The following is a 21,076-nucleotide window of genomic DNA, read 5'->3' as shown; positions in this document are numbered from 1 at the left end:
GCATATTCAACTCTTCGCCCCAATCTCGGAAAGCGTTGTTTTGCTGCATTGTTGTTCGGTTGAATGTGAGTAAGTCGACAAAACGAAAAAGCCCGCTCAGTGAGCGGGCTATTTCTTCAAGATTCTATAAATCAGGTTAACGCAATAGCCCGCGTAGGTTTTAACCAAACACGCCACCACGAAGCAACAACTATGTTTGCTACAGCCACTAAGCTTGCTACAACATTGTCTGCTGTTACTTTGTCGTTATGTTGTGAGTTAAATTCCTGTAACATGAGCAACCTTAGTGCGTAATCTGAAACTGTGTACTAGTTAACTAGTGCAAGGAAAAAAAGTCAAGCATAAATATGAAAATAGATCTTCACAGCCATACCACCGCATCGGATGGACGGCTGACACCATCACAATTAATAGACAGAGCCCTCGAATTTGGGTTGCATACCCTTGCGATTACCGATCACGATACAGTTGACGGCTTACCTATTGCGCATGAGTACATTCGAGAAAATGATCTGCCACTCACGTTGATTGATGGGATTGAGATATCAACGGTTTGGCAAAACAAAGACATTCATATTGTTGGACTCGGTGTGGATACGGATCATCCAGCACTCCAAACGTTGATCAAAGAACAAAAACAAAGAAGGACTGAGCGCTCAGAACTTATGGCGCAGAGGCTGGAAAAGGTCACACAAGAAGGCGTGCTAGAAGGTGTAAGAGCCATAGCTGGAGAAGCTTCGCTTACCCGAGCGCATTTTGCCAAATGGTTAGTGGATAATGGCTACGCGAAAACCATGCAACAAGTATTTAAGAAATACCTTACACGCAACAACCCTGGCTATGTCCCACCTGCATGGTGTTCTATTCCTGAAGCTGTAGATGCAATTCATCAGGCAGGAGGGCAGGCGGTACTGGCACATCCGGGTCGATATCAGTTAACGGCGAAATGGATAAAGCGCCTTATTACTGCGTTTTGTGAAGCGGGTGGAGATGCTATGGAAGTGGCTCAGCCACAACAAGCGCAACAAGAACGACGCACTCTTGCCGATTATGCTATACAATACAAACTATTAGCTTCCCAAGGTTCTGACTTCCATTATCCTTCACCGTGGATGGAGCTGGGAAGAAATCTATGGCTGCCCTCTGGCGTTGAGCCAGTATGGAAAGATTGGGGCCTCACCCCACACTCAAGAGACGAAGAGCTCGTAAGCGAGGAAGATTAATGAGCCAGTTTTTTTACATTCATCCTGAAAACCCGCAAGCACGTTTAATTACCCAATCTGTTGCGATTATTCGCAATGGTGGCGTCGTCGTGTACCCAACCGATTCTGGTTATGCCCTCGGCTGTCAGCTTGAAAACAAACAAGCGCTAGATCGCATCTGTCGAATTCGAAAACTGGACGATAAACATAATTTTACGTTGCTGTGCCGTGATTTATCGGAGCTTTCGCTTTACGCCAGAGTCGACAATACAGCATTCCGGCTTTTGAAGAGCAATACTCCCGGGCCTTTCACATTTATCTTCAAGGGCACCAAAGAAGTACCTCGTCGTTTGATGAACTCAAAGAAAAAAACCATCGGTATTCGTGTTCCTGATAATGTGATTGCATTAGAGCTGTTAGAAGCGCTAGGTGAACCTTTGATGTCTACGACATTAATTTTACCGGGCAGTGACGTAGCGGAATCGGATCCTGAAGACATCCGCGATAAGCTAGAACACGCGGTTGATGTGATTCTAAATGGTGGTTATCTAGGCGAGCAACCAACGACGGTGGTTGACTTTAGCGAAGGCGACCCTGTTATTGCTCGTCTTGGTGCTGGCGATCCGGCTGCATTTGAGTAAGAAATCATCTCGAAAGAGAAACAGACCCTAGATTTTTATGGTAGATATCTGCGATAATACGCGCCCATCAAACTGGTGGCATCAAATTTTGCACTCGACGTCTGTGAAGGCGACACATAGGTAAATAAATGAGCGAAAAGTTACAGAAAATTTTAGCGCGTGCTGGTCACGGTTCACGCCGTGAGATTGAGGCGTTAATCAAAGCTGGGCGTGTTAGCGTGAACGGTATCGTTGCTAAGCTTGGCGAACGCTTGGAAGATGAGAATGCAGTTGTTCGTATTGACGGACATAACGTATCCGTAAAAGCATCGGAAGAAGTGGTTTGTCGTGTACTAGCCTACTACAAACCGGAAGGTGAGCTTTGTACTCGCCACGACCCTGAAGGTCGCCGCACGGTATTTGACCGTTTGCCTAAAATTCAAGGTGCTCGCTGGGTATCAGTTGGTCGTCTTGATGCGAATACCTCTGGCTTATTGCTATTTACCACAGATGGTGAGCTGGCAAATAGATTGATGCACCCATCTCGTCAGGTTGATCGTGAGTACCTTGTTCGAGTGTTCGGTGAAGTAACCGAAAAAATGATCCAGAACTTGGTTCGTGGCGTTAAGCTTGAAGATGGCATGGCTCGCTTTGAAGACGTTGTTTACGCTGGCGGTGAAGGTATGAACCATACTTTCTACGTCGTAATCAATGAAGGTCGTAATCGTGAAGTTCGCCGTTTGTGGGAATCTCAAGGGCCGACTGTAAGCCGACTTAAGCGTGTTCGTTACGGTGATATCTTCTTAGACAAGAAGTTGCCTCGCGGTGGTTGGATGGAGCTTGAGCTAAAAGAAGTGAACTACTTGAGAGAGATGGTAGAGCTTCAACCAGAAAAGACTTCAATGATTGACCCACACAACTCGTCTCGCAACCGTGATCGTTCACGTAGCCAGAAAATCCGACGCGCAGTTAAGCGCCACGAAGAGCGTGTGAGCAAGCCAGCAGGACGAAGCAACCAGCGACGTAAGCCCGGAAAGCCTGCGAAACCAACCAAATCGACTCGTCGACAAGGTTAAGTCCAAACCTCACAGTTATCTATTCAGAGCCTCGCCAATGTGTGAGGCTTTTTGTTTTTCTAGCTTTGTTCTACCTGATTAGCCGTTGCTTGCTTGAGATCACTTAAGGCATTTTCCAGCAGAGACGACATCAAGTCACTTGCAAGTTGACCATTACCGGCCACAATCGCGTCGTAGACTTTTTTATGTTCCTCTACCCATGACTCGTCATCCAGATCTTTTTGAGCAAGTCGAAACGTATGCTGCAAAACCACAGATATCATGTCACCAAGAGAGCGATAAAACCGATTTCCCGTCGCATCGAGAATGGCGCAATGAAAGGCTAAGTCATGTCGAACTCTGTCTTCTTCGTCCAAGTACAAAGTCATGCCCTGTAATGTACGACGCATCGCAATGTCGTCGTCTTTTGAAAATCGGCTTGCAGCTAAATAAGCGGCTCTAGGTTCAAATGCCAACCTCAAATCGTAAAGTTCAACAATCAAATCACTATTCAGAGAGCTTTTTACCACCCAAGAGAGTACTTCACTGTCGAGCATGTGCCATTCCGAGGTGGGGCGAACTCTTAAACCTAGGCGCGGCACCGATTCCACCATCCCTTTGCCATTCAATACCTTAATAGCTTCTCGGACGGCTGTGCGCGATACATTGAATTCTTCAATAAGGTCTTGCTCATTTCCAAACATTACACCCGGAGGGTAACGACCACTTACAACACGCTGACCAATTTCTGTGGCGACGTGTTCATGTAAAAACTGCTTCTTGGTCAAATTCTTTTCATCCTAAGTTCTCCCACCATCTATCACCAGAGACTGCCCAGTGACCATTGAAGAAGTGGTTGATGCCAAGAACAAAGCCGCATTGGCAATGTCTTGCGGTTCCACCATTTGTTTTATGCACTGATTTTTCAACCACTCGGTTTCCAACTCTTCGGTTAGCCAGAGTTGCTTTTGCTTTTCCGTCGCCACCCAGCCTAGGGTAAGGGTATTGACTCGGATATTCCATTCTCCAAGCTCACGCGCAAGGGATTTTGTTAGTCCGTGGATCGCCGCCTTGGCAGTTGAATAGGCAGGATAACCGGAAATCCCAAGTAAGTGGCTGACTGATGACAGGTTAATAATGCTGCCTCCGGCTATTTCCATTCCTTTTTGTACGTGCTGTGCACTGTAGAAGTAGGAACGAAGGTTAACATTCATTAGGTTGTCCCAATCAGAGACGGTCAAATCAGCTAAAGAATGTCGTTGATCATTGGCCGCATTGTTGATGAGCACATCGACAGGACCAAACGTGGTTTCCAGTTTGGACATCGCTTGCTGCAACGCGTACACATCGCAAATATCGACTGAAACAAACCGACCATTTTTGAGTTCGTGCTGTAGCGCTTTACCTGCTTCGACATTGATGTCCAAATAGCTGACATTGCAGCCTTGCTGATCAAAAGCTAATGACAATGCGCGTCCGATCCCTGTTGCTCCTCCGGTGATCAAAACGTGCTTGCCTTTTAGATCAGGGTATTCGACGGTCATGGTGAACTCCTTTCAGGCTCGCTCATCATTCTGTCTATCGCATAATCCGCTATCATCATGGCAGGCGCATTGGTATTAGCGCTAATGATTATTGGCATAATTGATGCGTCGATCACTCGTAAGTTTTTTATACCGAAAACGCGAAGATGGCTGTCTACCACAGCCATGTCGTCCGCTTCTACTCCCATTTTGCACGTGCCCACTGGGTGGTAGTTAGTTTTCACGGTTCGTTTGCAATGTGCGATGATGTCCTCATCCGATACGCACTTTGGACCGGGAAAAATTTCCTCTTTCACTACGTCACAAAGAGGCGGTATTTTTAGTAGCTCCCGTGAATATTTAAAGCCAGCAACTTGCACCGCCATATCATCAGGGTGCTTTAAATAATTGGAATTTACGATGGGTTTGTCTTCAGGGTGTTTGGAAGCGAGGTGTACGCTACCGCGGGATTTGGGCTGAATAACACAGGCATTGAAAGTGGCACCGTGGGTGGGTTCTACATCCATAACGTCTCTGTCTAAGTACACGGTTGGTACACAGTAATGTTGAATGGTCGGTCTCGCTTTTGGATCGATAGGGTTGATGAACGAACACGTTTCGCATCCGTTGCTGGCGACAGGGCCATTTCCCAGCAGGAAAAACTGAAGACCATTTTTGAGCATTCTTAACCCTTTGTCTTCACCGAAATAACCCAGTTTTTCTTTGGTCGAAACGACAACCGGAACTTCATGGTGATCTTGAAGGTTTTGCCCAACCCCTGGAAGATGGTGGACAACGTCAATGTCGTGCTCGGCTAGATGTTTCTCGTCTCCTACACCAGATAGCATTAACAGTTGTGGCGTCACTATTGCCCCAGCAGCCAATAACACCTCTTTGTTGGCTTTTACCGTATAGTTGTGTCCCTTATATTGATATTCCACACCGATGGCGGTCTTGTTTAAGAAGAGAACCCGCGTCACCTTAGCACCAAGGCGTAATTCAAATTTTTCCTCATGTTTAATTTCAGAAAGAAACGCTTTTGAAGCAGAGCAACGGCGACCTTTGTAAGTTGTGGTCTGCATAAGACCAGTACCAAACTGCTCACCTCTATTGAAATCGAGTGTAAGGGGAACATCCATGGCTTGCATGGTTTGTAGGTATAAGTAACTCATGTCACATACTTGAACGGGATCCGACACTTTTAGTGGACCATCAATACCATGTACGTCGTTATTTAGGCTTTGGTTTCCCTCTTGTTGCATGTAAAAGGGTAAAACATCTTGGTAGCCCCAGCCATCGCCTTCAACAGCCTGATGCCAGTTTTGGTAGTCCTCTTCACACCCACGCATGTAGACCATGGCATTTACTGTGCTCCCCCCACCAAGTACATTGCCTTGTGGAATGTCATGTACGCGTTGGTCGAGTTGAGATTGGGGCTTGGTATGGTGAAAAGTAAGATATTTAGATCCTGCTAACATTTTTATAAATCCGGCGGGCATGCTAAAGAGCGGGTGATGATCCGGATAGCCTGCTTCAAGCATCAATACACTTGCACCGTACTTTTTCACTAGACGATTTGCCGCCACGCAAGCCGAGCTGCCACCGCCCACAATAATGTAATCCGTCACGTTTTCCTCCTAATGGCTTTCTCGTGGCACATCCGCGCCGCGACATCCCAATAAAAAATCCAAATCCGCCCCCTGATTCGCTTGCAAAACATGGTCGATATACAATTTTTGATAGCCGCTGGTGATTGGGCTATGCGTGATAACCTGACGTTCTCGACGTTTTTGTAGCTCTTCGCTCGATACCTCAAGGTGCAGTTTTCGTTGCTCTACGTTCAGTTCGATGACATCTCCATCTTCCACTAACCCGATAGCGCCACCTGCCGCGGATTCTGGGGCAACATGCAGCACCACGGTGCCAAACGCCGTGCCGCTCATTCTGGCATCCGAAATCCGAACCATGTCTCGCACTCCTTGCTCCAGAAGTTTCTTAGGTAGAGGCAAATTGCCCACTTCTGCCATTCCGGGGTAGCCTTTTGGCCCTGCGCCTTTTAGTACCAGAACGGAGTCTTTATCGATATCGAGCTCAGGTGAGTCAATTCGAGCTTTGAAATCTTCAATACTAGAAAAAGTGACGGCTTTACCGCGATGATTCATTAATTCTGGTGTGGCGGCAGACGGTTTTAGCACAGCACCTCGAGGAGCGAGGTTGCCTTCTAAAATGGCAATGCCCCCTTGCTCAACAAGAGGATTATGTAATGGGCGAATGACTTCATCGTTGTAGCATTGCGCCGATTTAATATTGTGTTTCAATGAGTCGCCCGTTACGGTCGTAACATCTAAATTTAATGACTCTTCTATACGTTTCATTACCGCTGGGACACCACCGGCGTAACAAAATTCTTCCATCAGAAAACGGCCACTGGGCAAGCAGTCAACAAGGGTAGGGATCTCACGTCCATATTCGTCCCAATCTTGCAAAGTTAGCGAAACTTCTGCACGCCCAGCAATTGCGAGGAGATGCACAACGGCATTGGTGGAACCGCCAATGGCTCCATTGACTCGAATGGCGTTTAAGAAAGCGTCTCGGACTAACACCTGATTTAGGCATAAGTTTTCTTCGACCATGTCGACAATGCGCCTGCCTGATAACCTCGCAATCCGGGCTCGGTTCGCATCAACAGCAGGATAAGTAGCATTGTAGGGCAAGGTGACGCCAAGGGATTCAGACATAACGGCCATAGTTGATGCGGTGCCAACCGTATTGCAATGCCCAGCGGATCGAGACATGGCAGACTCGGCGTCCATAAAGGTTTTAACGTCTATTTTTCCTGCTCTAACCTCTTCTGAGAATCGCCATACATCGGTGCCTGAACCAAGCGTTTCTCCTCGAAATCGCCCATTTAGCATAGGGCCGCCAGAGACAAGAATTGTAGGCAAATTGGCACTGGCTGCCCCCATTAGTAACGCCGGAGTGGTTTTGTCGCAGCCCGCCATGAGCACCACACCGTCTATTGGGTTACCACGGATGGATTCTTCAACATCCATAGAAGCAAGATTGCGAAACAGCATTGCGGTCGGCCGAAGATTCGACTCCCCACATGAAAATACGGGGAATTCCAGCGGATAACCGCCGGCTTCGAGCACGCCATTTTTCACTTCCTGAACCAGCTCTCGAAAATGCGCGTTGCATGGAGTGAGTTCAGAAAAAGTATTGCAGATACCGATGACAGGTCGCCCATCAAACATGTCATCTGGTGCACCGCGATTCTTCATCCAACTGCGATGAATGAATCCGTCTTTGTCCATTGGTCCAAACCAAGCTTGGGATCGTCTTTTCTTCATGTTTTGGCTCCCACATTACTGGCGTTACAAGTACCACGCAGCCGCAATCCTGTTTGGTTGTCGAAGTAGAGAATGCGTTCAGGATTTAATTGAATATGAATGTCTGAATCCAACTCTGGTCGGAAATGCTTGTCGGCTTTTAAGGTGATGGATTGCCCGTCGACTTTACACACCACTAGCGTGGAATCTCCGGTGGGCTCGACTGCGTACACTTTTCCTGTGAGGTGAGCGGGTTCGACAGATAAGGAGCAATCTTCTGGCCTTATACCTAGCACGACTGCGTTGTTATCTTCGATGCCTTGTGCCGGCAGGTTTCCTGCATTTGTTTGGAAAGATTGGTTTTGAATCTGACCTTGGACTTTGTTCATCGAAGGGGAGCCTAAAAAACCAGCTACAAATAGGTTGGCAGGGTTGTCATAGACCTCGTCTGGTGTGCCGATTTGTTGAATTTCGCCAGAAGACATAATGACCACTCTATCCGCCAAGGTCATGGCTTCGATTTGGTCATGGGTTACATAAATCATGGTTACTGCCATTTCACGTTGCAACCGCTTGATTTCGGCTCGCATATCGACTCTTAGTCTTGCATCTAAGTTAGACAAAGGCTCGTCCATCAAAAATACCGACGGGTTGCGAACAATGGCTCGGGCAAGCGCAACTCGCTGGCGCTGACCTCCTGATAAGGCTTTAGGCTTGCGGTCTAGGAAATCCAGCAACCCCACTTTTTCAGCGGCGTAGAGAGACTTTTGATAACGAGTCGATTTATCTACACCCGCAATTTTATGTGGGTAGGCGATGTTATCTCTTACCGTCATGTGAGGGTAAAGTGCGTAATTCTGAAACACCATCGCGATGTTTCTGTCTCGTGGGAGGCGATCAGTCATATCGGTATCGTCAAAGCGGATTTCACCTGATGTTGGTGTTTCCAGCCCAGCGATCATCCGCATGGTCGTGGTTTTTCCGCACCCAGAAGGACCAAGCAGAACAATGAACTCACCGTCCTCAATATCTAAGTCAAACTGATTGACGGCTTTGACCCCAGACCACTCTTTTTTGACGGCATTTAATGAAACTTGTGTCATCGGTTACTCCTAAAACACTAACGATATGAGCCCATCGTCAAGCCTCTTAGAAGGTGACGTTGGAAAATAACAATGAAAACAATAATTGGAACAATCATCAGTGCCGCAGACGCCGACAATTCAGCCCAGCGAATGGTTTGATACCCAATGAACCCGTATAAACCAATCGGCACGGTTCTTACTTCGCTGTCGCCGAGCACAAGAGCAAACAGAAATTCATTCCACGACAGCAAGAAAATTAAGATGCCGACTGAAGCGAGCCCCGGCAAGGCAAGGGGTAAGGTGATACGGAAAAATGCACTGAAATAGGTGTCGCCGTCTAGGTAGGCGGCTTCTTCAAGTTCCACTGGCAATTCAGAGAAAAAACCTCGAAGCAACCATACGACAATTGCCAAATTGAGCACGACATGGGCAATGATCAATCCAAAATGAGTATCCAAAAGCCCGAGCTGAAAAAATAATACGAAGAAAGGGATCAGCATGGCGACGGGAGGCGTCATCCGAGTGCTCAGAATCCAAAAACCAAAATCCCCACGCCCTTTGAAATGGAAACGAGCAAGGATGTAAGCCGTTGGTGCACCAATAAGTAAGCTCAGCATGGTTGAGCCTGCGGCGACGATGGCGCTGTCGATGAAGAAATCCAATATGGCTGGATTGCTCAATACTTTTTCAAAATTTTGCAGGGTGGCGTCAAACCAAAAACTCGGTGGGCGAGACATGGCTTGGATTGGGGTTTTCAACGACGTTAAAAAAATCCAATAGAGCGGAAATAGGCACCAAATGGCAAATAAATACAGTAAAACGCGGCGAGCCCATATGGAGCCGAAAAGGCGAACTATGATGGAACTGAGGGTCATTTTGTGTCCTTTCATGATGTGCTCCCCGTTTTCAAGTCGAATAGCCCAAGCTTTCGGAGAAAAACCTGACTGACGATTAAGGTGAAGAGCAGCATGACAATGGCAATAGCAGACGCGTAACCCATTTCAAGAAATTCGATGCCTTGCTTGTACGCCAAAATATTCAGCGTACGAGTGGTGATCCCGGGTCCGCCTCCGGTTAAAACAAAGATGATGTCGAAGGTTTTGAAAGCGTCGATCACTCGAAATAGCAAAGCGAGCGCAATGTATGGCTTTAACTGCGGCAGCGTGACATAAAAGAACGTTTGCCAGCCATTTGCGCCATCGACTTCGCTTGCTTCTTCGGGTTCGGAGGGCAGTGAGGCTAATCCTCCTGCGGTGATCAGCAAGATGAAGGGAGTCCATTGCCATGTGTCCACCAAGATAAGAGAAAGTAGCGCCGACTCAGGTGCTGCCGTCCAAGCGCTGGGTTCGAGCCCAATTGATGTGAGCATGTAATTAAACACGCCTAAGGAGGGGTTGAACATCAATCGAAAGGTAAACGTAGCAGCTACGGGAGTAATGGCAATCGGTAGCAAAAACAATAACCGAAGCCAAGGTGCTTGTTTGGATTCGTGGTGTAGAAGGGCTGCCATGCCTACACCTAAAACGGTTTGCAAAGAAACGGCCACGATGGTGAAAACTAATGTGACTTTGGTGGCAGACCAGAACTCATCGGATTGGAACAATTTGCTGTAGTTTCCAAAGCCAATAAAGCTTTTTTCACCGGCATTCAGTAGCGAGTAGTCGGTAAAAGACAAGTACAAACTGAGTAAGAAAGGAAACAATGTTGTTAAAAGTAGAACCGCAGTAGCAGGCAAAAGCATCGCCAAAATGAAGTTTCTACGGTGCTTTTTTGCTGAACGTAACGGTGCTGGGGGCTTGGTAACCGCCATATCCTTTGACAACATTGCCTTCATTTCCATTCCTTCCTTTATTTGTATTTTGGGTTTCCGTACCCAATTGAGGCGATTTGTGCGTACTACAAAATGTCGTTGATTTTGTTGGTCGCGAGAGTCATAGCGGATTTCGACGTTTTCGCCCCAGTTGACACTTCATTAATGGCGATACCCCACGCATCAAGAATCTGCGCGGCTTTTGGGTGGAACCAACACGCTTTGAACACTTCTGCATCACCAGAATTAAGATTGGCCAGCGCGGCTTTTGCGGCATCGGCACCAAAACGATCTTTAAACGCTTTAGAATCCCAAGCGGAATTACGAATAGTGGCCAACCCATTGGCAGAGGTCAGCGCGCAACCTGGCTTAGAGTTCAGGAACGTTAAGAGTAAGAATGCCGCTTGTTTCTTCTTAGAATGACGATTGATGCCCGCTTGCCACGTCCATATGTTGGCTTTCGCTGCATGGTTTTGATGGGTAGGCATGGCAGCATAGGTGGTAGAATCGTGCACCAGACTCTTTTCTGGGTTTTGGAAGTCGGTGGCAAAATTGGAAGAATCCATCGCAATGGCGGCAGCGCCCGCAGAGAAGTCATTCAACACTTCGTACCAGTGGTAATTTCCCACACCTAATGGTCCCGCATCTTTAAGCAATCGCCCATACATATCAATTGCTGCAATGGCTTCGTCGCTATCGAGTACACAGTGACCGTCTTTGATGACTTCGCCGCCATAGGAGAACAAGAACCCTCCACAAGGCCAAGTTCCTGCTGTGCCATCAGATTTTGAACGTAGGACGATCCCCGCCATTTGGTTGGATTTGAGTTTGGTGGCCGCGTTGTACAATTGGTCGTATGTTTTGGGGATGTCTATTCCCGCTTTTGCAAAGGCGCTGGTGTTGCAGAATAATGTCTGTGCTTCTGCGGTGACGGCCATACTGTAGCGAACTTTATCAGACCAAACTGGAAATTCATTTGCCATTGAAAAGATATCGCTGGCGTCATACCAATTTGCATCAAATAGCGCGGTGTTTGCGTAGTAATCTTCAAGTGGCTCTAACCAGCCAGAACTGATGAATTGCCCCAGAGCGTGTACCATCATGACATCCGGCTCTGGCGACCCTGCACCGAGTTTTACGGGCATCTCACCCACGTATTCTGTTTCCGATTGCTTTTGAAGTTTGACTTTAATGCCTGTTAGTTTTTCGAAGAGAGGGAGGGTTGGAGCAATGGCTTGTGCCCAAGGGTGCTCCATAGCGCCCAGAACGATGGTTTCACCAGCATAAGCTTTCCAATCCACATCTGCGGCAAGGAATGTACTCAGCATGTGGTCATGCGCATCTGCCCATGACATTCCAGGCAACCCAAACGCCAAAGCAACACTGGCGGCTGTAGAGGTTTTTAAAAAAGTTCTGCGGTCCATACCTTTAGGGTAAGGGTTCAGTTTGCTGTTTGAACGGTCCATTTCAATCTTCCTTTTGTTAACTCATTTTCCTTACATCTGCCAAATCACCATACTATTCAGGCTGATTCATATCTATAAGTATTACTTAATGGTGATTAAGTAATACTGTTAACAATATATTAAACATTTGTACAAAAAATGATCAATAAGCGTTTTTGAAAAAACAGAATTAGAGCTAGGATTTTAAGAAATGAGACAGGAGTTGAAGTGAGTGCTAATAAATTCTTTTCTTCTCTGATTACAAAAATAGCATTACATTAAATGTTATGTAATAACATACCAATATTGTGCTATTCTAAATTGAATAAGAATAAAGTTTATAGTCTTAATAATTTTGAATTACTACTTTATTAATTTCAACTGAATGAGATCATTATTCAATATTTAATAATTGTACTTCTGTTATATTTTTATTGATAAAAAGTGAATAAAAAATAACACTCTAGTGTTAAGTTTTTCTCTTTATTATATTTAAGTTTATCATTACAAGCAGCCATTCATCTCAATACCATGATTTTAATGAATATTAGTTTTATTTTAGTCTTGTTAACCTTTTATGTTGAGCATTCTTTTGGTCTATAAATGTGAGTTTTTTCAATCATAAACTCTGAACTAAGTAATTACATTTAGATTAATAACAGGTTTATTTTAATTTCTTTTGTTTTATTCAAAGTGGACAGATTTCTATCTTTGTATTACTTAATAGAGTCAGATTCTAAGGGAATATTAATGCATTTAACTTTTAGAATTTAGATATATAGGTTTAGAGATAATCTATAAAATTAACGATATGGAATTGTTTGCTATATATCGCCTTTTTTAATAAATGGAATTTTGACCAATTCAGTTGGCAAATATGTATTAAATAATCAGGGAAAAAAGGCTTGTAATGAGTTCACATGTATTACCAATAAAAAGTAAAGCAGCGGTAGGCATTTTATGCTCACTGCTTGGATTTTCTACTATCGCGCATAGCGCGCCTTCGTCTCACGGCGTAGATTTTGGTGTGGTTAATCAGGATAGATTGATCACAATGCTGAAAAAGACCGGTGTTATTTCAAAAGAAGCAAATGAAACTGAATCTGAAAGGGCGCTTTATGCATACCTTTCTTCTATTCATGTTCAAAAGCCTGAAGAAGGGGAGTTAGTCACCTACGAGGAAAAAAGAAATAAGCGCTTATTGGGGCTAATGTCTTCTGATATTTCAGACAATATACCGGCATCAATTGCGAGAGCGATGCCTGAAAGTGAATGGGCTGGTCCTATTACCCAAGACAAAGTTCTCGCTATTTTAATTGAGTTCCCAGACTATCCAGCCAATATGGTTACTCCAGACGAAACGTCAAATTACTACGACGATTACACACCTTCACACTACCAAGATATGTTATTTGGTCAAAGTGGTTACGTGGGAAGCAATGGCAAAAACCTCATTTCTATGGTGCAGTTTTATGAACAGCAATCTGGTGGTTCATATACGCAAATCGGAGGGGTCGCAGGATGGTACAAAGCACAGCATCCCGCCGCATATTACGGTGCTCAACAAGGAAGCACGAATGATGTAAACGCTCGTGATTTGGTTAGGGAAGCATTAGTGGCTGCTGCCGCAGATCCAAATGTAAACCTGAGCGATTATGATCTTGAAGACCGTTATGATCTTGATGGTGATGGCAACTACCGCGAACCCGATGGCTTGGTCGATCACATCATGATTTTCCATTCCGGTGTTGGGCAAGAAGCAGGGGGCGGTAATTTGGGCTCCGACGCGATATGGTCGCATCGATGGAATTTGGGTAAAGTCTTTGAACTTGAAGGCACATCATCGTCAATTCCTAACTGGGGCGGTTTGATGGCCGCATACGATTACACTATTCAACCAATTGACGCGGCTGCAGGTGTTGCGGCGCACGAGTATGGTCACGATCTTGGTCTACCAGACGAATACGACACGGTTTATGGTCAGGATGAATGGGGAAGCACACCAGGGGAACCTGTTTCTTACTGGTCTATCATGTCATCTGGTTCTTGGGCTGGGCTGATCCCTGGTACTGAGCCAACAGGCTTTAGCCCATGGGCTAGACAGTTCTTGCAAAACTCTTTGGGTGGAAATTGGCTACATGGTAAAACAGTCGAGTTTAACCAGCTGAATACTGTGCCTCAATTGATCACGCTTGATCAGGCGAATTCGAAAGGTGCAAACCATGACTATTTGCGGATTAATCTTCCAGCGAAAATCGTGAAGTTAATGGATGTTGTAGGGGCTCAATCGTTTTACTCTCAGCGAGGGGATAACCTAAACACCAATGTTCACTTTGATGTAGCTATTCCAAACGCAGCATCGGCAGCGTTGACGTTTAAGGTGAACTACGACATAGAAGACGAATACGATTTTGGTCGGGTTTTGGTTAATGGCTCCCCAATTGCAGGTAACATTACAACCACTTACGATCCGCACGAAATTGGTTATGGTATCGGCTTTACAGGTGTTTCAAATGGTTGGGTAGATGCGACGTTTGACTTAACCGCATACGCAGGTCAGACAGTAACCATTTCATTCAACTATCTAACTGATGGCGGATACGTGAAGAATGGGTATTGGTTTGATGAAGTCACCGTTAGCGCGGATTCTCAAACTTTGGCTTACTTCAACGCGGAGTCTAACGCACCTGAACTAACCCTTGACGGCATGGCACTGAATGACGGTAGCTTTGAACACGAGCACTACTATCTTGCTGAGTGGCGTCAACATAAAGGTGTCGATAAAGGTCTTGCGCACATCAACCGCAATAACCACATTATGACGTTTGATGAGGGATTAGTGCTTTGGTACGTGGACACTTCTCACACAGACAATGGTGTTGCTTCTCACCCAGGTGAAGGTTGGTTAGGAGTGATAGATGCGGATCGCAACCCGCAGTTCTGGAGTGACGGTACGCCAGCGACTTCTCGCTATCAAGTACGTGATGCTGCGTTTAACACCAAAACGGGTAAGCAAATTCACCTTGTGGATAAGAAGGGGCTAACATTAGACGACCCATATATTGTCGCAAACCCAATGTTTGCAGACTGGGAAGATTACTCGAACCCAATTCGCCCAGCGACGGGTAGGTTGACCCCACACTATGGAATTGTACTTCAGGTTGCGGAACAAGCAGAAGATGGCAGTACGGCAACGGTTAATCTAATGAAGCTTTGGTAACTTAGCGATGTAATGGCTCTGTAGCAATTAAAAAGCTCATTAGCGATTAAAAAGCCCACCGACATAATGTTGGTGGGCTTTTTTGTTAGAGCGTGTTGCTAAAGGAAAAAATCAGTCTCTTTTCCAAAGTATATGGCAGAATTTGTTATCTGGGTCTCGGCTAACCAGTAGGCGAGCAAACACATCGTCGAGCTCGTCGCTTTCTTCGTTGACCAAGCCAATTCTCACTTCAGCGTAAACTTCTTTATCTACATCGAATCCAACATGACCAACCCAGTCGTCGCCTGTTTCGACTAACTCTGCAGCGCCACGATCTTCGAATTGAGCCGTAAAGATGATGACATCGGCTGGCTCTAAATTGTCGGGTGCCATTTCGAGGAAAATATCGTATGCGGCATCGATGACATCATCAAAAGAAATTAAATCGGTCATATTATTAAGCTCGGTTCATGTATTTGCGTTCGGTTGTATGCACAACGATGCGATCGCCTGTGGAAATGTATTCAGGGACTTGTACCGTCAAGCCTGTAGCAAAACGAGCAGGCTTGGTACGGGCAGACGCTGAAGCGCCTTTAATTGAAGGATCGGTTTCTTCAATCACTAGTTCAACGGTAGATGGTAGCTCCAGACCAACGGGTTGGTCATTTACAACCAATACTTGTAAGCCTTGAGTTTCTTCATTAATAAACAATAGCTCGTCGGCAATTTCGTCTTGCTTGAAGTTAAACTGAGTGTAGTCTTCGTTGTCCATGAAGATGTACTCATCGCCGTCGATGTAAGAGAAGACAACATTGCGTTTTGCCATGTCGGTCGTATCAACAACATCGTCAGATTTAAAGCGCTCATCAACACGTGAGCCATTTGATAGGTCAGTACAACGTAGCTTGTAGATTTTTGCGCCGCCACGTCCACCTGGTGTTGTCACTTCAATGTCTTTAATTAGCAATGTTTTACCATTTGAGATGATGGCAAAACCTTTTTTTAACTCGCTAGCCCTTGGCATATAAGATTCCTAAATATTTCTACAACCTGAAATTATACTCAAGTAACTTCAATATGCTAGGTTCAACGCACCAGTTTAAGAGGGTGGGAGCATACTCAAGCTACCCGGTGTAAGAGGATGGGGGTATAAGTTGGTATTATTTCTACGAGTAGACTTGATCGAATGCGAATGCTGGGCGAATATGATTGAGTTTACATACTCCAGTCAAAAATGCGGAATACTCTTTTGAACACAGCCACTTCACTGCCGGTTATCGACCCTAAACAGCCTTTCCAACCCGACTTTCAGTCGGTTATTAATGAAGTCCTTGCTTTCCTAACCAGAGGGTTAACCTCTAACCTTCACAGTGTTTATATTTTCGGCAGTGTTGCTCGTAAGACGGCAAAAGTAGGGCATTCCAATCTCGATATTGTTATCGTGACCCAAAGACCACTCTCCGATAAAGAACACACCATAGTAAAAACCATTAAATGGCGATTCTCTAAGCAATACAACCATTTGATTACCGGAATTCAATTCCAGTTTGGCATGATGCCAGAAATTCTGAGTTTAGATGGCATCTTTACATGGGGCTTTATGCTTAGGCATTGCTGCGTATGCGTACATGGTGAAGACCTTTCACAAAGCTTTGGGGATTTTGAACCTAGCTGGGAAATTGCTAAACATTGGAACATGGATGTAGGTGACTGGGTAACGCTTTACAGAGAAAAAATTGCAAAAGCGAATGCCGATATTGAAGTGCGTTACCTTCAAAAAGTGATTGCAAAGAAGCTGCTTAGAGCCAGTTATTCGTTGATTATGTACAAAGATAAACAATGGATAGAGAACCCAGTAGAATGCGGGAAACAATTTCTGCGTTATTACCCAAAGAAAAAAGTTGAAATTCAACGCCTTGTTATTCTATTGCAAGGTAAACCAGTACCTAAGCGTTCTATCGTTGGGATACTCGATGGCTACGGAAAGTGGCTAGTGAAAGCGTATGAAAAAACCGAGTTTCGAATTGGGTAAAGCGTCGGAAAAGTTGAGTAGAAAACGCCACTGGATGTGGCGTTTTTTTTGATTGGTTTGAATTTTTCTCCTTGAAATCAAAAGGGTATAGAACGAAACAAAGAACTGTCTCATTTTCGGGAAGAGGCTCATAATGACCTTGTGCTAATGTTAGTTAGGGTGATTTTGTCGAGATTTGACATGCAGATATGGAATCGAGCAGACAAGCTAAAAATGCTGATACTTTGGGGGAATCAGGAGTCCTTCACTAAGCATTTGTGGTCTTCGTTGCTTGCGCTGCGTGAAGGATTGCTATGGATGGTTCCTTGCCTAATGCTGTCGTCCTTCGTCTTATTTATTGCCTCGATAGGCGACTTTTTATACGATGACAGACCCGCTTGGGTTGACGCTAGTTTTACGGTTTACTCCGAGCTTACCGCAATATTCCCGTTTCTTCTCACCGCCGCAATATCTTACATTCTTGCGATGCAATACCGCTTACCAAGACCGCCAGTATCTCTACTGTCCATGGTGTATTTGGTGGTTGTTAGAGAACTTGTCCCCAGTGAGCAAGTCATGTTGATGTACAGCGTCATCATGGCGGTTGCGACGCCTTTGTATTTTGTCCCCATATTGAGTTGGTTAGTAAAACAGAAGTGGCTAGCGTTAACCAACTTAGACAGTGCGGGCCAGATAGTGAAAGAGTCACTAAATCTAGTATTACCAGCCATCGTGGTTGGAGGCTGTACCATTCTTATCAACACGGGCTTTATTGCCTTTGTATCCAACATCATATCTTTAGATATGAGCTTGCTCGACTATGCCAATGAACCCTATGCATTTGGGTTAATTTTTAGTTTCTTGAATTCAATTTTTTGGTTTTTTGGTATTCATGGATATTACGCGCTGTTACCAATGGTTGAAATGCTAACCGAGGCGATTAACCTCAATTATTCGGTTGTGATTTCTGGTGGAGAAGCTTTCTATCATATGAACCTGTCGTTTATGGGAAGCTTCGTGTTTATTGGTGGAAGTGGCGCAACATTTTCGCTGATTATCGCTTTGCTGATGGTCGCCAAACAACAGTCTTTAAAAGTGATCGCGTTAGCCAGTATTCCTATTGCCGCCATTAACGTGAACGAGCTTTTGCTCTTTGGGCTCCCGATTATTTTCAATCCAAGACTAATCGTACCTTTTATCTTGGTTCCTATGATGAATGTCGCCGTGAGTATGTTTGCTATTGAAAGCGGCTGGGTGTCTTCGCCAAGTGTCTCCTTGCCTTTCAATAGCCCCATTATTGTGAACGCATGGATTGCTACTCATGGTGATATCGCAGCTGTTTTCTTACAAGTTTTCAACATCATTCTAGGTGCTTTAATCTATCTACCATTTGTTCTGGGCTTAGAACGTTCGTATTCACAGCATGCAATTTACTTTTCTGCGCTTGATACAAGCTACACAAGGAGACAAGAAGAAGCACTGACATTGAACGATGACCCTATATCAACCATGCAGTCCCGTGTGAGAAATGAAGTTCACTTAGAAAGCCACCTCGAAAATATCAGTACCAAAGAGTTTTGCCTTGAATATCAGCCTCAGATAGATATTGAAACCTTGGAAATTGGTGGGTGTGAAGCACTTGTTAGAGCTAAAGATAAGCATGGAAATGTCGAATACCCTAATCGATTTATTCCATGGCTAGAGCAAGCCGGAATGATGAAAGAACTGGATATGTGGGTTGTTAAAAAGGTGGTTGACGATTTAGATTACTGGATCCGAAAAGATGTGAACGTAGAGGTAAGTATTAACATTACACCTCAATCACTGATGGACGAAAAGACGCTACAAGAAATCGAGCGCCTCGTTACACCTTATGCAGGTAACATTCATTTTGAAATTACAGAACAAACCCTCCTTTCTGATCAACGTAAAATGACGATGGCTTTGAATCGACTACACCTTTTAGGGGTTAAGATTTACATCGATGATTTTGGTACAGGATTCTCTTCTTTAAGTTACCTCAATAAATTTGAGATAGACGCCATTAAAATTGATCGCAGTTTTGTCATCGCGCTAGACAGTGATAAAGGAAAGAAAGTGTTTAATAGCTTATTGGGAATAGCAGCGGAACTGGATCTCAATGTAGTGGTAGAAGGCGTAGAGAAAGACAATCAACTCGAAGCGGTACCCTTAAATTCCGATATTTCAGTACAAGGTTGGTATTTCAGTAAATCACTCTCTCGGAAAGAGTTTGTCCGTTACTACCAAGAGAGCAAAATAAAAATTCGTGTTTAACGCCATTCGTTTTCGTGTGTTGTTTCGCTACCAGCTAACCGAATCCATCTTAGTTACCCGAATTTCGTTATTCACACGGGGGCGCGAGATGAATCATCGCCAGACCACCCAGTGATGTTTCGCGGTATTTTTTATTCATATCTTTACCAGTGCGGTACATGGTATCGATAACTTTATCCAAAGATATTAAACATTTACTGGTTCGTTTGAGTGCCATTCTGGACGCGTTGATCGCTTTAACCGCACCCATAGCGTTTCTTTCAATACAGGGAACTTGAACGAGCCCTCCAATTGGGTCGCAGGTCATTCCTAGAGAATGTTCCATTGCAATTTCTGCTGCAATGCAAATTTGTTCATTACTGCCACCTCTTAGGGCTGTTAATCCAGCGGCCGCCATAGAAGATGAGACGCCTATCTCGCCTTGGCAGCCGACCTCGGCACCGGAGATGGAAGCGTTCATTTTGTAGAGCATACCAATTGCGCCAGAAACGGCTAAAAAGTCTCGGATCTGCTTATTGTCTAATGGGCGCAAAAATTGGTGGTAATACATTAATACGGCCGGTATAACACCAGCCGCACCGTTGGTAGGGGAAGTCACCACTTGTCCGCCAGCTGCGTTCTCTTCACTGACGGCGAAAGCGAATAGGTTTATCCAGTCCATGACTTCCATTGGATCCGTTTCTATCGACGCATTGGCTTCCAGCTTTTTGAGCAACGCAGGGGCACGTCGGGTTACGTTGAGCCCGCCATCCAATATTCCCTCGGTTTCAAAACCTTTATCCATGCACTGGCTCATTACTTCCCAGATTTGTTCAGCTTTATTTTCTAAATCGACTTCGGAGCGATATGCCAGCTCATTTTTTTGTATCAGCCCACCAAGACTTAAGCCATTTTTCTCCGCTTGGGTTAATAATTCTTCTGCACTCGAAAAAGGGTAGGGGACGTCATGCTTTTCGTCGCTGTTGGGGTTATTTAATTGCGCTTCTGTGGCGATGAATCCACCACCAATAGAGTAATACGTTTCTTTGGTACATTCGTTATTATCAATATCGTACGCGGTAATGGACATGCCATTCTCATGGAGGGGTAAAGCGCTTTTATGAAACAGGAGATCTTCATCTCGAATAAACTTGATAGAGTGCTTGCCGCAAAGCAAGAGCTTGTTCTTTTTCGAGCATTCTACGAGTAGCTGGTTTGCGTCAGAAATGTTGATATTAGAAGGTTCATTTCCCATTAAACCCAACAATACCGCTCTGTCTGTGTGATGCCCAACTCCCGTGAGAGAAAGAGAACCAAACAGGTCAACTTGTATTCGAGATATCTTGTGTAAAACCGGTATCAACTTCTGACCAAATTGATAACCCGCAATCATAGGACCATTTGTGTGCGAGCTAGATGGTCCTACACCTATTTTGAAGATATCGAATATAGAAAGCATACATTACTCACTGTAATTGTTATTAATATGTTAACTATAATTGTAATTTTGAGTTTGCGTATAT

At 44.9% G+C, this 21,076-nt stretch carries 18 protein-coding genes; 6 read left to right on the top strand and 12 right to left on the bottom strand.

Translation table 11 applies throughout. The annotated features are described in order from the left end of the window. Positions 1–131: 131 nt before the first annotated feature. Positions 132–275: a hypothetical protein gene (locus VPNCDNU1_RS28885; RefSeq protein WP_167404870.1), complete on the bottom strand. Its 144-nt coding sequence runs from the start codon at positions 273–275 to the stop codon at positions 132–134. A gap of 72 nt (positions 276–347) precedes the next feature. Between VPNCDNU1_RS28885 and rnm the strand changes: the two genes are divergently transcribed. From rnm to rluB, 3 genes are all read left to right on the top strand, one after another. Continuing rightward, on the top strand, positions 348–1,223 hold the full coding sequence (gene rnm, locus VPNCDNU1_RS23315) for an RNase RNM (RefSeq protein ID WP_104402568.1): 876 nt from the start codon (positions 348–350) through the stop codon (positions 1,221–1,223). After that, entirely contained in the window at positions 1,223–1,843 is a 621-nt protein-coding gene (locus tag VPNCDNU1_RS23310) for an L-threonylcarbamoyladenylate synthase (RefSeq protein ID WP_104402567.1), read from the top strand. The genes rnm and VPNCDNU1_RS23310 overlap by 1 nt, the downstream gene beginning before the upstream one ends. Positions 1,844–1,971: 128 nt before the next feature. Beyond that, positions 1,972–2,898, top strand: a complete 927-nt coding sequence (gene rluB, locus VPNCDNU1_RS23305) for a 23S rRNA pseudouridine(2605) synthase RluB (RefSeq protein ID WP_104402566.1) — start codon at positions 1,972–1,974, stop codon at positions 2,896–2,898. Positions 2,899–2,957: 59 nt separating this feature from the next. Here rluB and VPNCDNU1_RS23300 read toward each other — a convergent pair whose 3' ends face one another. The 8 genes from VPNCDNU1_RS23300 to VPNCDNU1_RS23265 form a co-directional block, all read right to left on the bottom strand. After that, entirely contained in the window at positions 2,958–3,665 is a 708-nt protein-coding gene (locus tag VPNCDNU1_RS23300) for a FadR/GntR family transcriptional regulator (protein ID WP_104402565.1), read from the bottom strand. 12 nt (positions 3,666–3,677) lie between these two features. After that, complete coding sequence (locus tag VPNCDNU1_RS23295; protein ID WP_104402564.1) at positions 3,678–4,421, bottom strand: SDR family NAD(P)-dependent oxidoreductase; 744 nt, start codon at positions 4,419–4,421, stop codon at positions 3,678–3,680. Then, positions 4,418–6,028 (bottom strand): GMC family oxidoreductase, encoded by a 1,611-nt coding sequence (locus VPNCDNU1_RS23290; RefSeq protein WP_104402563.1) that lies wholly within the window; start codon positions 6,026–6,028, stop codon positions 4,418–4,420. Before VPNCDNU1_RS23290 ends, VPNCDNU1_RS23295 begins: the two co-directional genes overlap by 4 nt. Positions 6,029–6,037: 9 nt before the next feature. After that, positions 6,038–7,750 carry an IlvD/Edd family dehydratase gene (locus VPNCDNU1_RS23285; RefSeq protein ID WP_104402562.1) on the bottom strand — a complete coding sequence of 571 codons (1,713 nt, stop codon included), beginning with the start codon at positions 7,748–7,750 and terminating at the stop codon, positions 6,038–6,040. Next, entirely contained in the window at positions 7,747–8,832 is a 1,086-nt protein-coding gene (locus VPNCDNU1_RS23280; protein WP_104402561.1) for an ABC transporter ATP-binding protein, read from the bottom strand. Before VPNCDNU1_RS23280 ends, VPNCDNU1_RS23285 begins: the two co-directional genes overlap by 4 nt. A gap of 17 nt (positions 8,833–8,849) precedes the next feature. Beyond that, positions 8,850–9,704 carry a carbohydrate ABC transporter permease gene (locus VPNCDNU1_RS23275; protein ID WP_104402560.1) on the bottom strand — a complete coding sequence of 285 codons (855 nt, stop codon included), beginning with the start codon at positions 9,702–9,704 and terminating at the stop codon, positions 8,850–8,852. After that, complete coding sequence (locus tag VPNCDNU1_RS23270) at positions 9,701–10,648, bottom strand: carbohydrate ABC transporter permease (RefSeq protein WP_104402559.1); 948 nt, start codon at positions 10,646–10,648, stop codon at positions 9,701–9,703. Before VPNCDNU1_RS23270 ends, VPNCDNU1_RS23275 begins: the two co-directional genes overlap by 4 nt. A 62-nt stretch (positions 10,649–10,710) precedes the next feature. Then, positions 10,711–12,090, bottom strand: a complete 1,380-nt coding sequence (locus VPNCDNU1_RS23265; RefSeq protein WP_104402558.1) for an ABC transporter substrate-binding protein — start codon at positions 12,088–12,090, stop codon at positions 10,711–10,713. A gap of 889 nt (positions 12,091–12,979) precedes the next feature. Between VPNCDNU1_RS23265 and VPNCDNU1_RS23260 the strand changes: the two genes are divergently transcribed. Further along, the gene (locus VPNCDNU1_RS23260; protein ID WP_104402557.1) at positions 12,980–15,289 is read left to right on the top strand and encodes an immune inhibitor A domain-containing protein; all 2,310 of its coding nucleotides are present in this window, start codon (positions 12,980–12,982) and stop codon (positions 15,287–15,289) included. A gap of 111 nt (positions 15,290–15,400) precedes the next feature. Here the strand turns inward: VPNCDNU1_RS23260 and VPNCDNU1_RS23255 are convergent, their stop codons facing one another. Next, positions 15,401–15,721, bottom strand: coding sequence for an HI1450 family dsDNA-mimic protein (locus tag VPNCDNU1_RS23255; RefSeq protein ID WP_104402556.1), 321 nt, complete (start codon positions 15,719–15,721; stop codon positions 15,401–15,403). Positions 15,722–15,725: 4 nt separating this feature from the next. Continuing rightward, a complete protein-coding gene (gene efpL, locus VPNCDNU1_RS23250; protein ID WP_104402555.1) occupies positions 15,726–16,292 on the bottom strand; it encodes an elongation factor P-like protein EfpL in 567 nt (188 codons plus the stop codon). Between the two features lie 225 nt (positions 16,293–16,517). Here efpL and VPNCDNU1_RS23245 point away from each other — a divergent pair, with 225 nt between their 5' ends. Beyond that, on the top strand, positions 16,518–17,300 hold the full coding sequence (locus tag VPNCDNU1_RS23245; protein WP_237324199.1) for a nucleotidyltransferase domain-containing protein: 783 nt from the start codon (positions 16,518–16,520) through the stop codon (positions 17,298–17,300). Positions 17,301–17,480: 180 nt separating this feature from the next. Then, a complete protein-coding gene (locus VPNCDNU1_RS23240; protein ID WP_104402553.1) occupies positions 17,481–19,574 on the top strand; it encodes a PTS sugar transporter subunit IIC/EAL domain-containing protein in 2,094 nt (697 codons plus the stop codon). A 67-nt stretch (positions 19,575–19,641) separates the two neighbouring features. Here VPNCDNU1_RS23240 and VPNCDNU1_RS23235 read toward each other — a convergent pair whose 3' ends face one another. Further along, complete coding sequence (locus VPNCDNU1_RS23235) at positions 19,642–21,012, bottom strand: L-serine ammonia-lyase (protein ID WP_104402552.1); 1,371 nt, start codon at positions 21,010–21,012, stop codon at positions 19,642–19,644. Positions 21,013–21,076 lie beyond the last annotated feature (64 nt).

It is taken from the genome of Vibrio penaeicida, assembly GCF_002933855.1.
Classification (GTDB): domain Bacteria; phylum Pseudomonadota; class Gammaproteobacteria; order Enterobacterales; family Vibrionaceae; genus Vibrio; species Vibrio penaeicida_A.
This window is presented reverse-complemented; position numbering and strand designations above follow the sequence as displayed.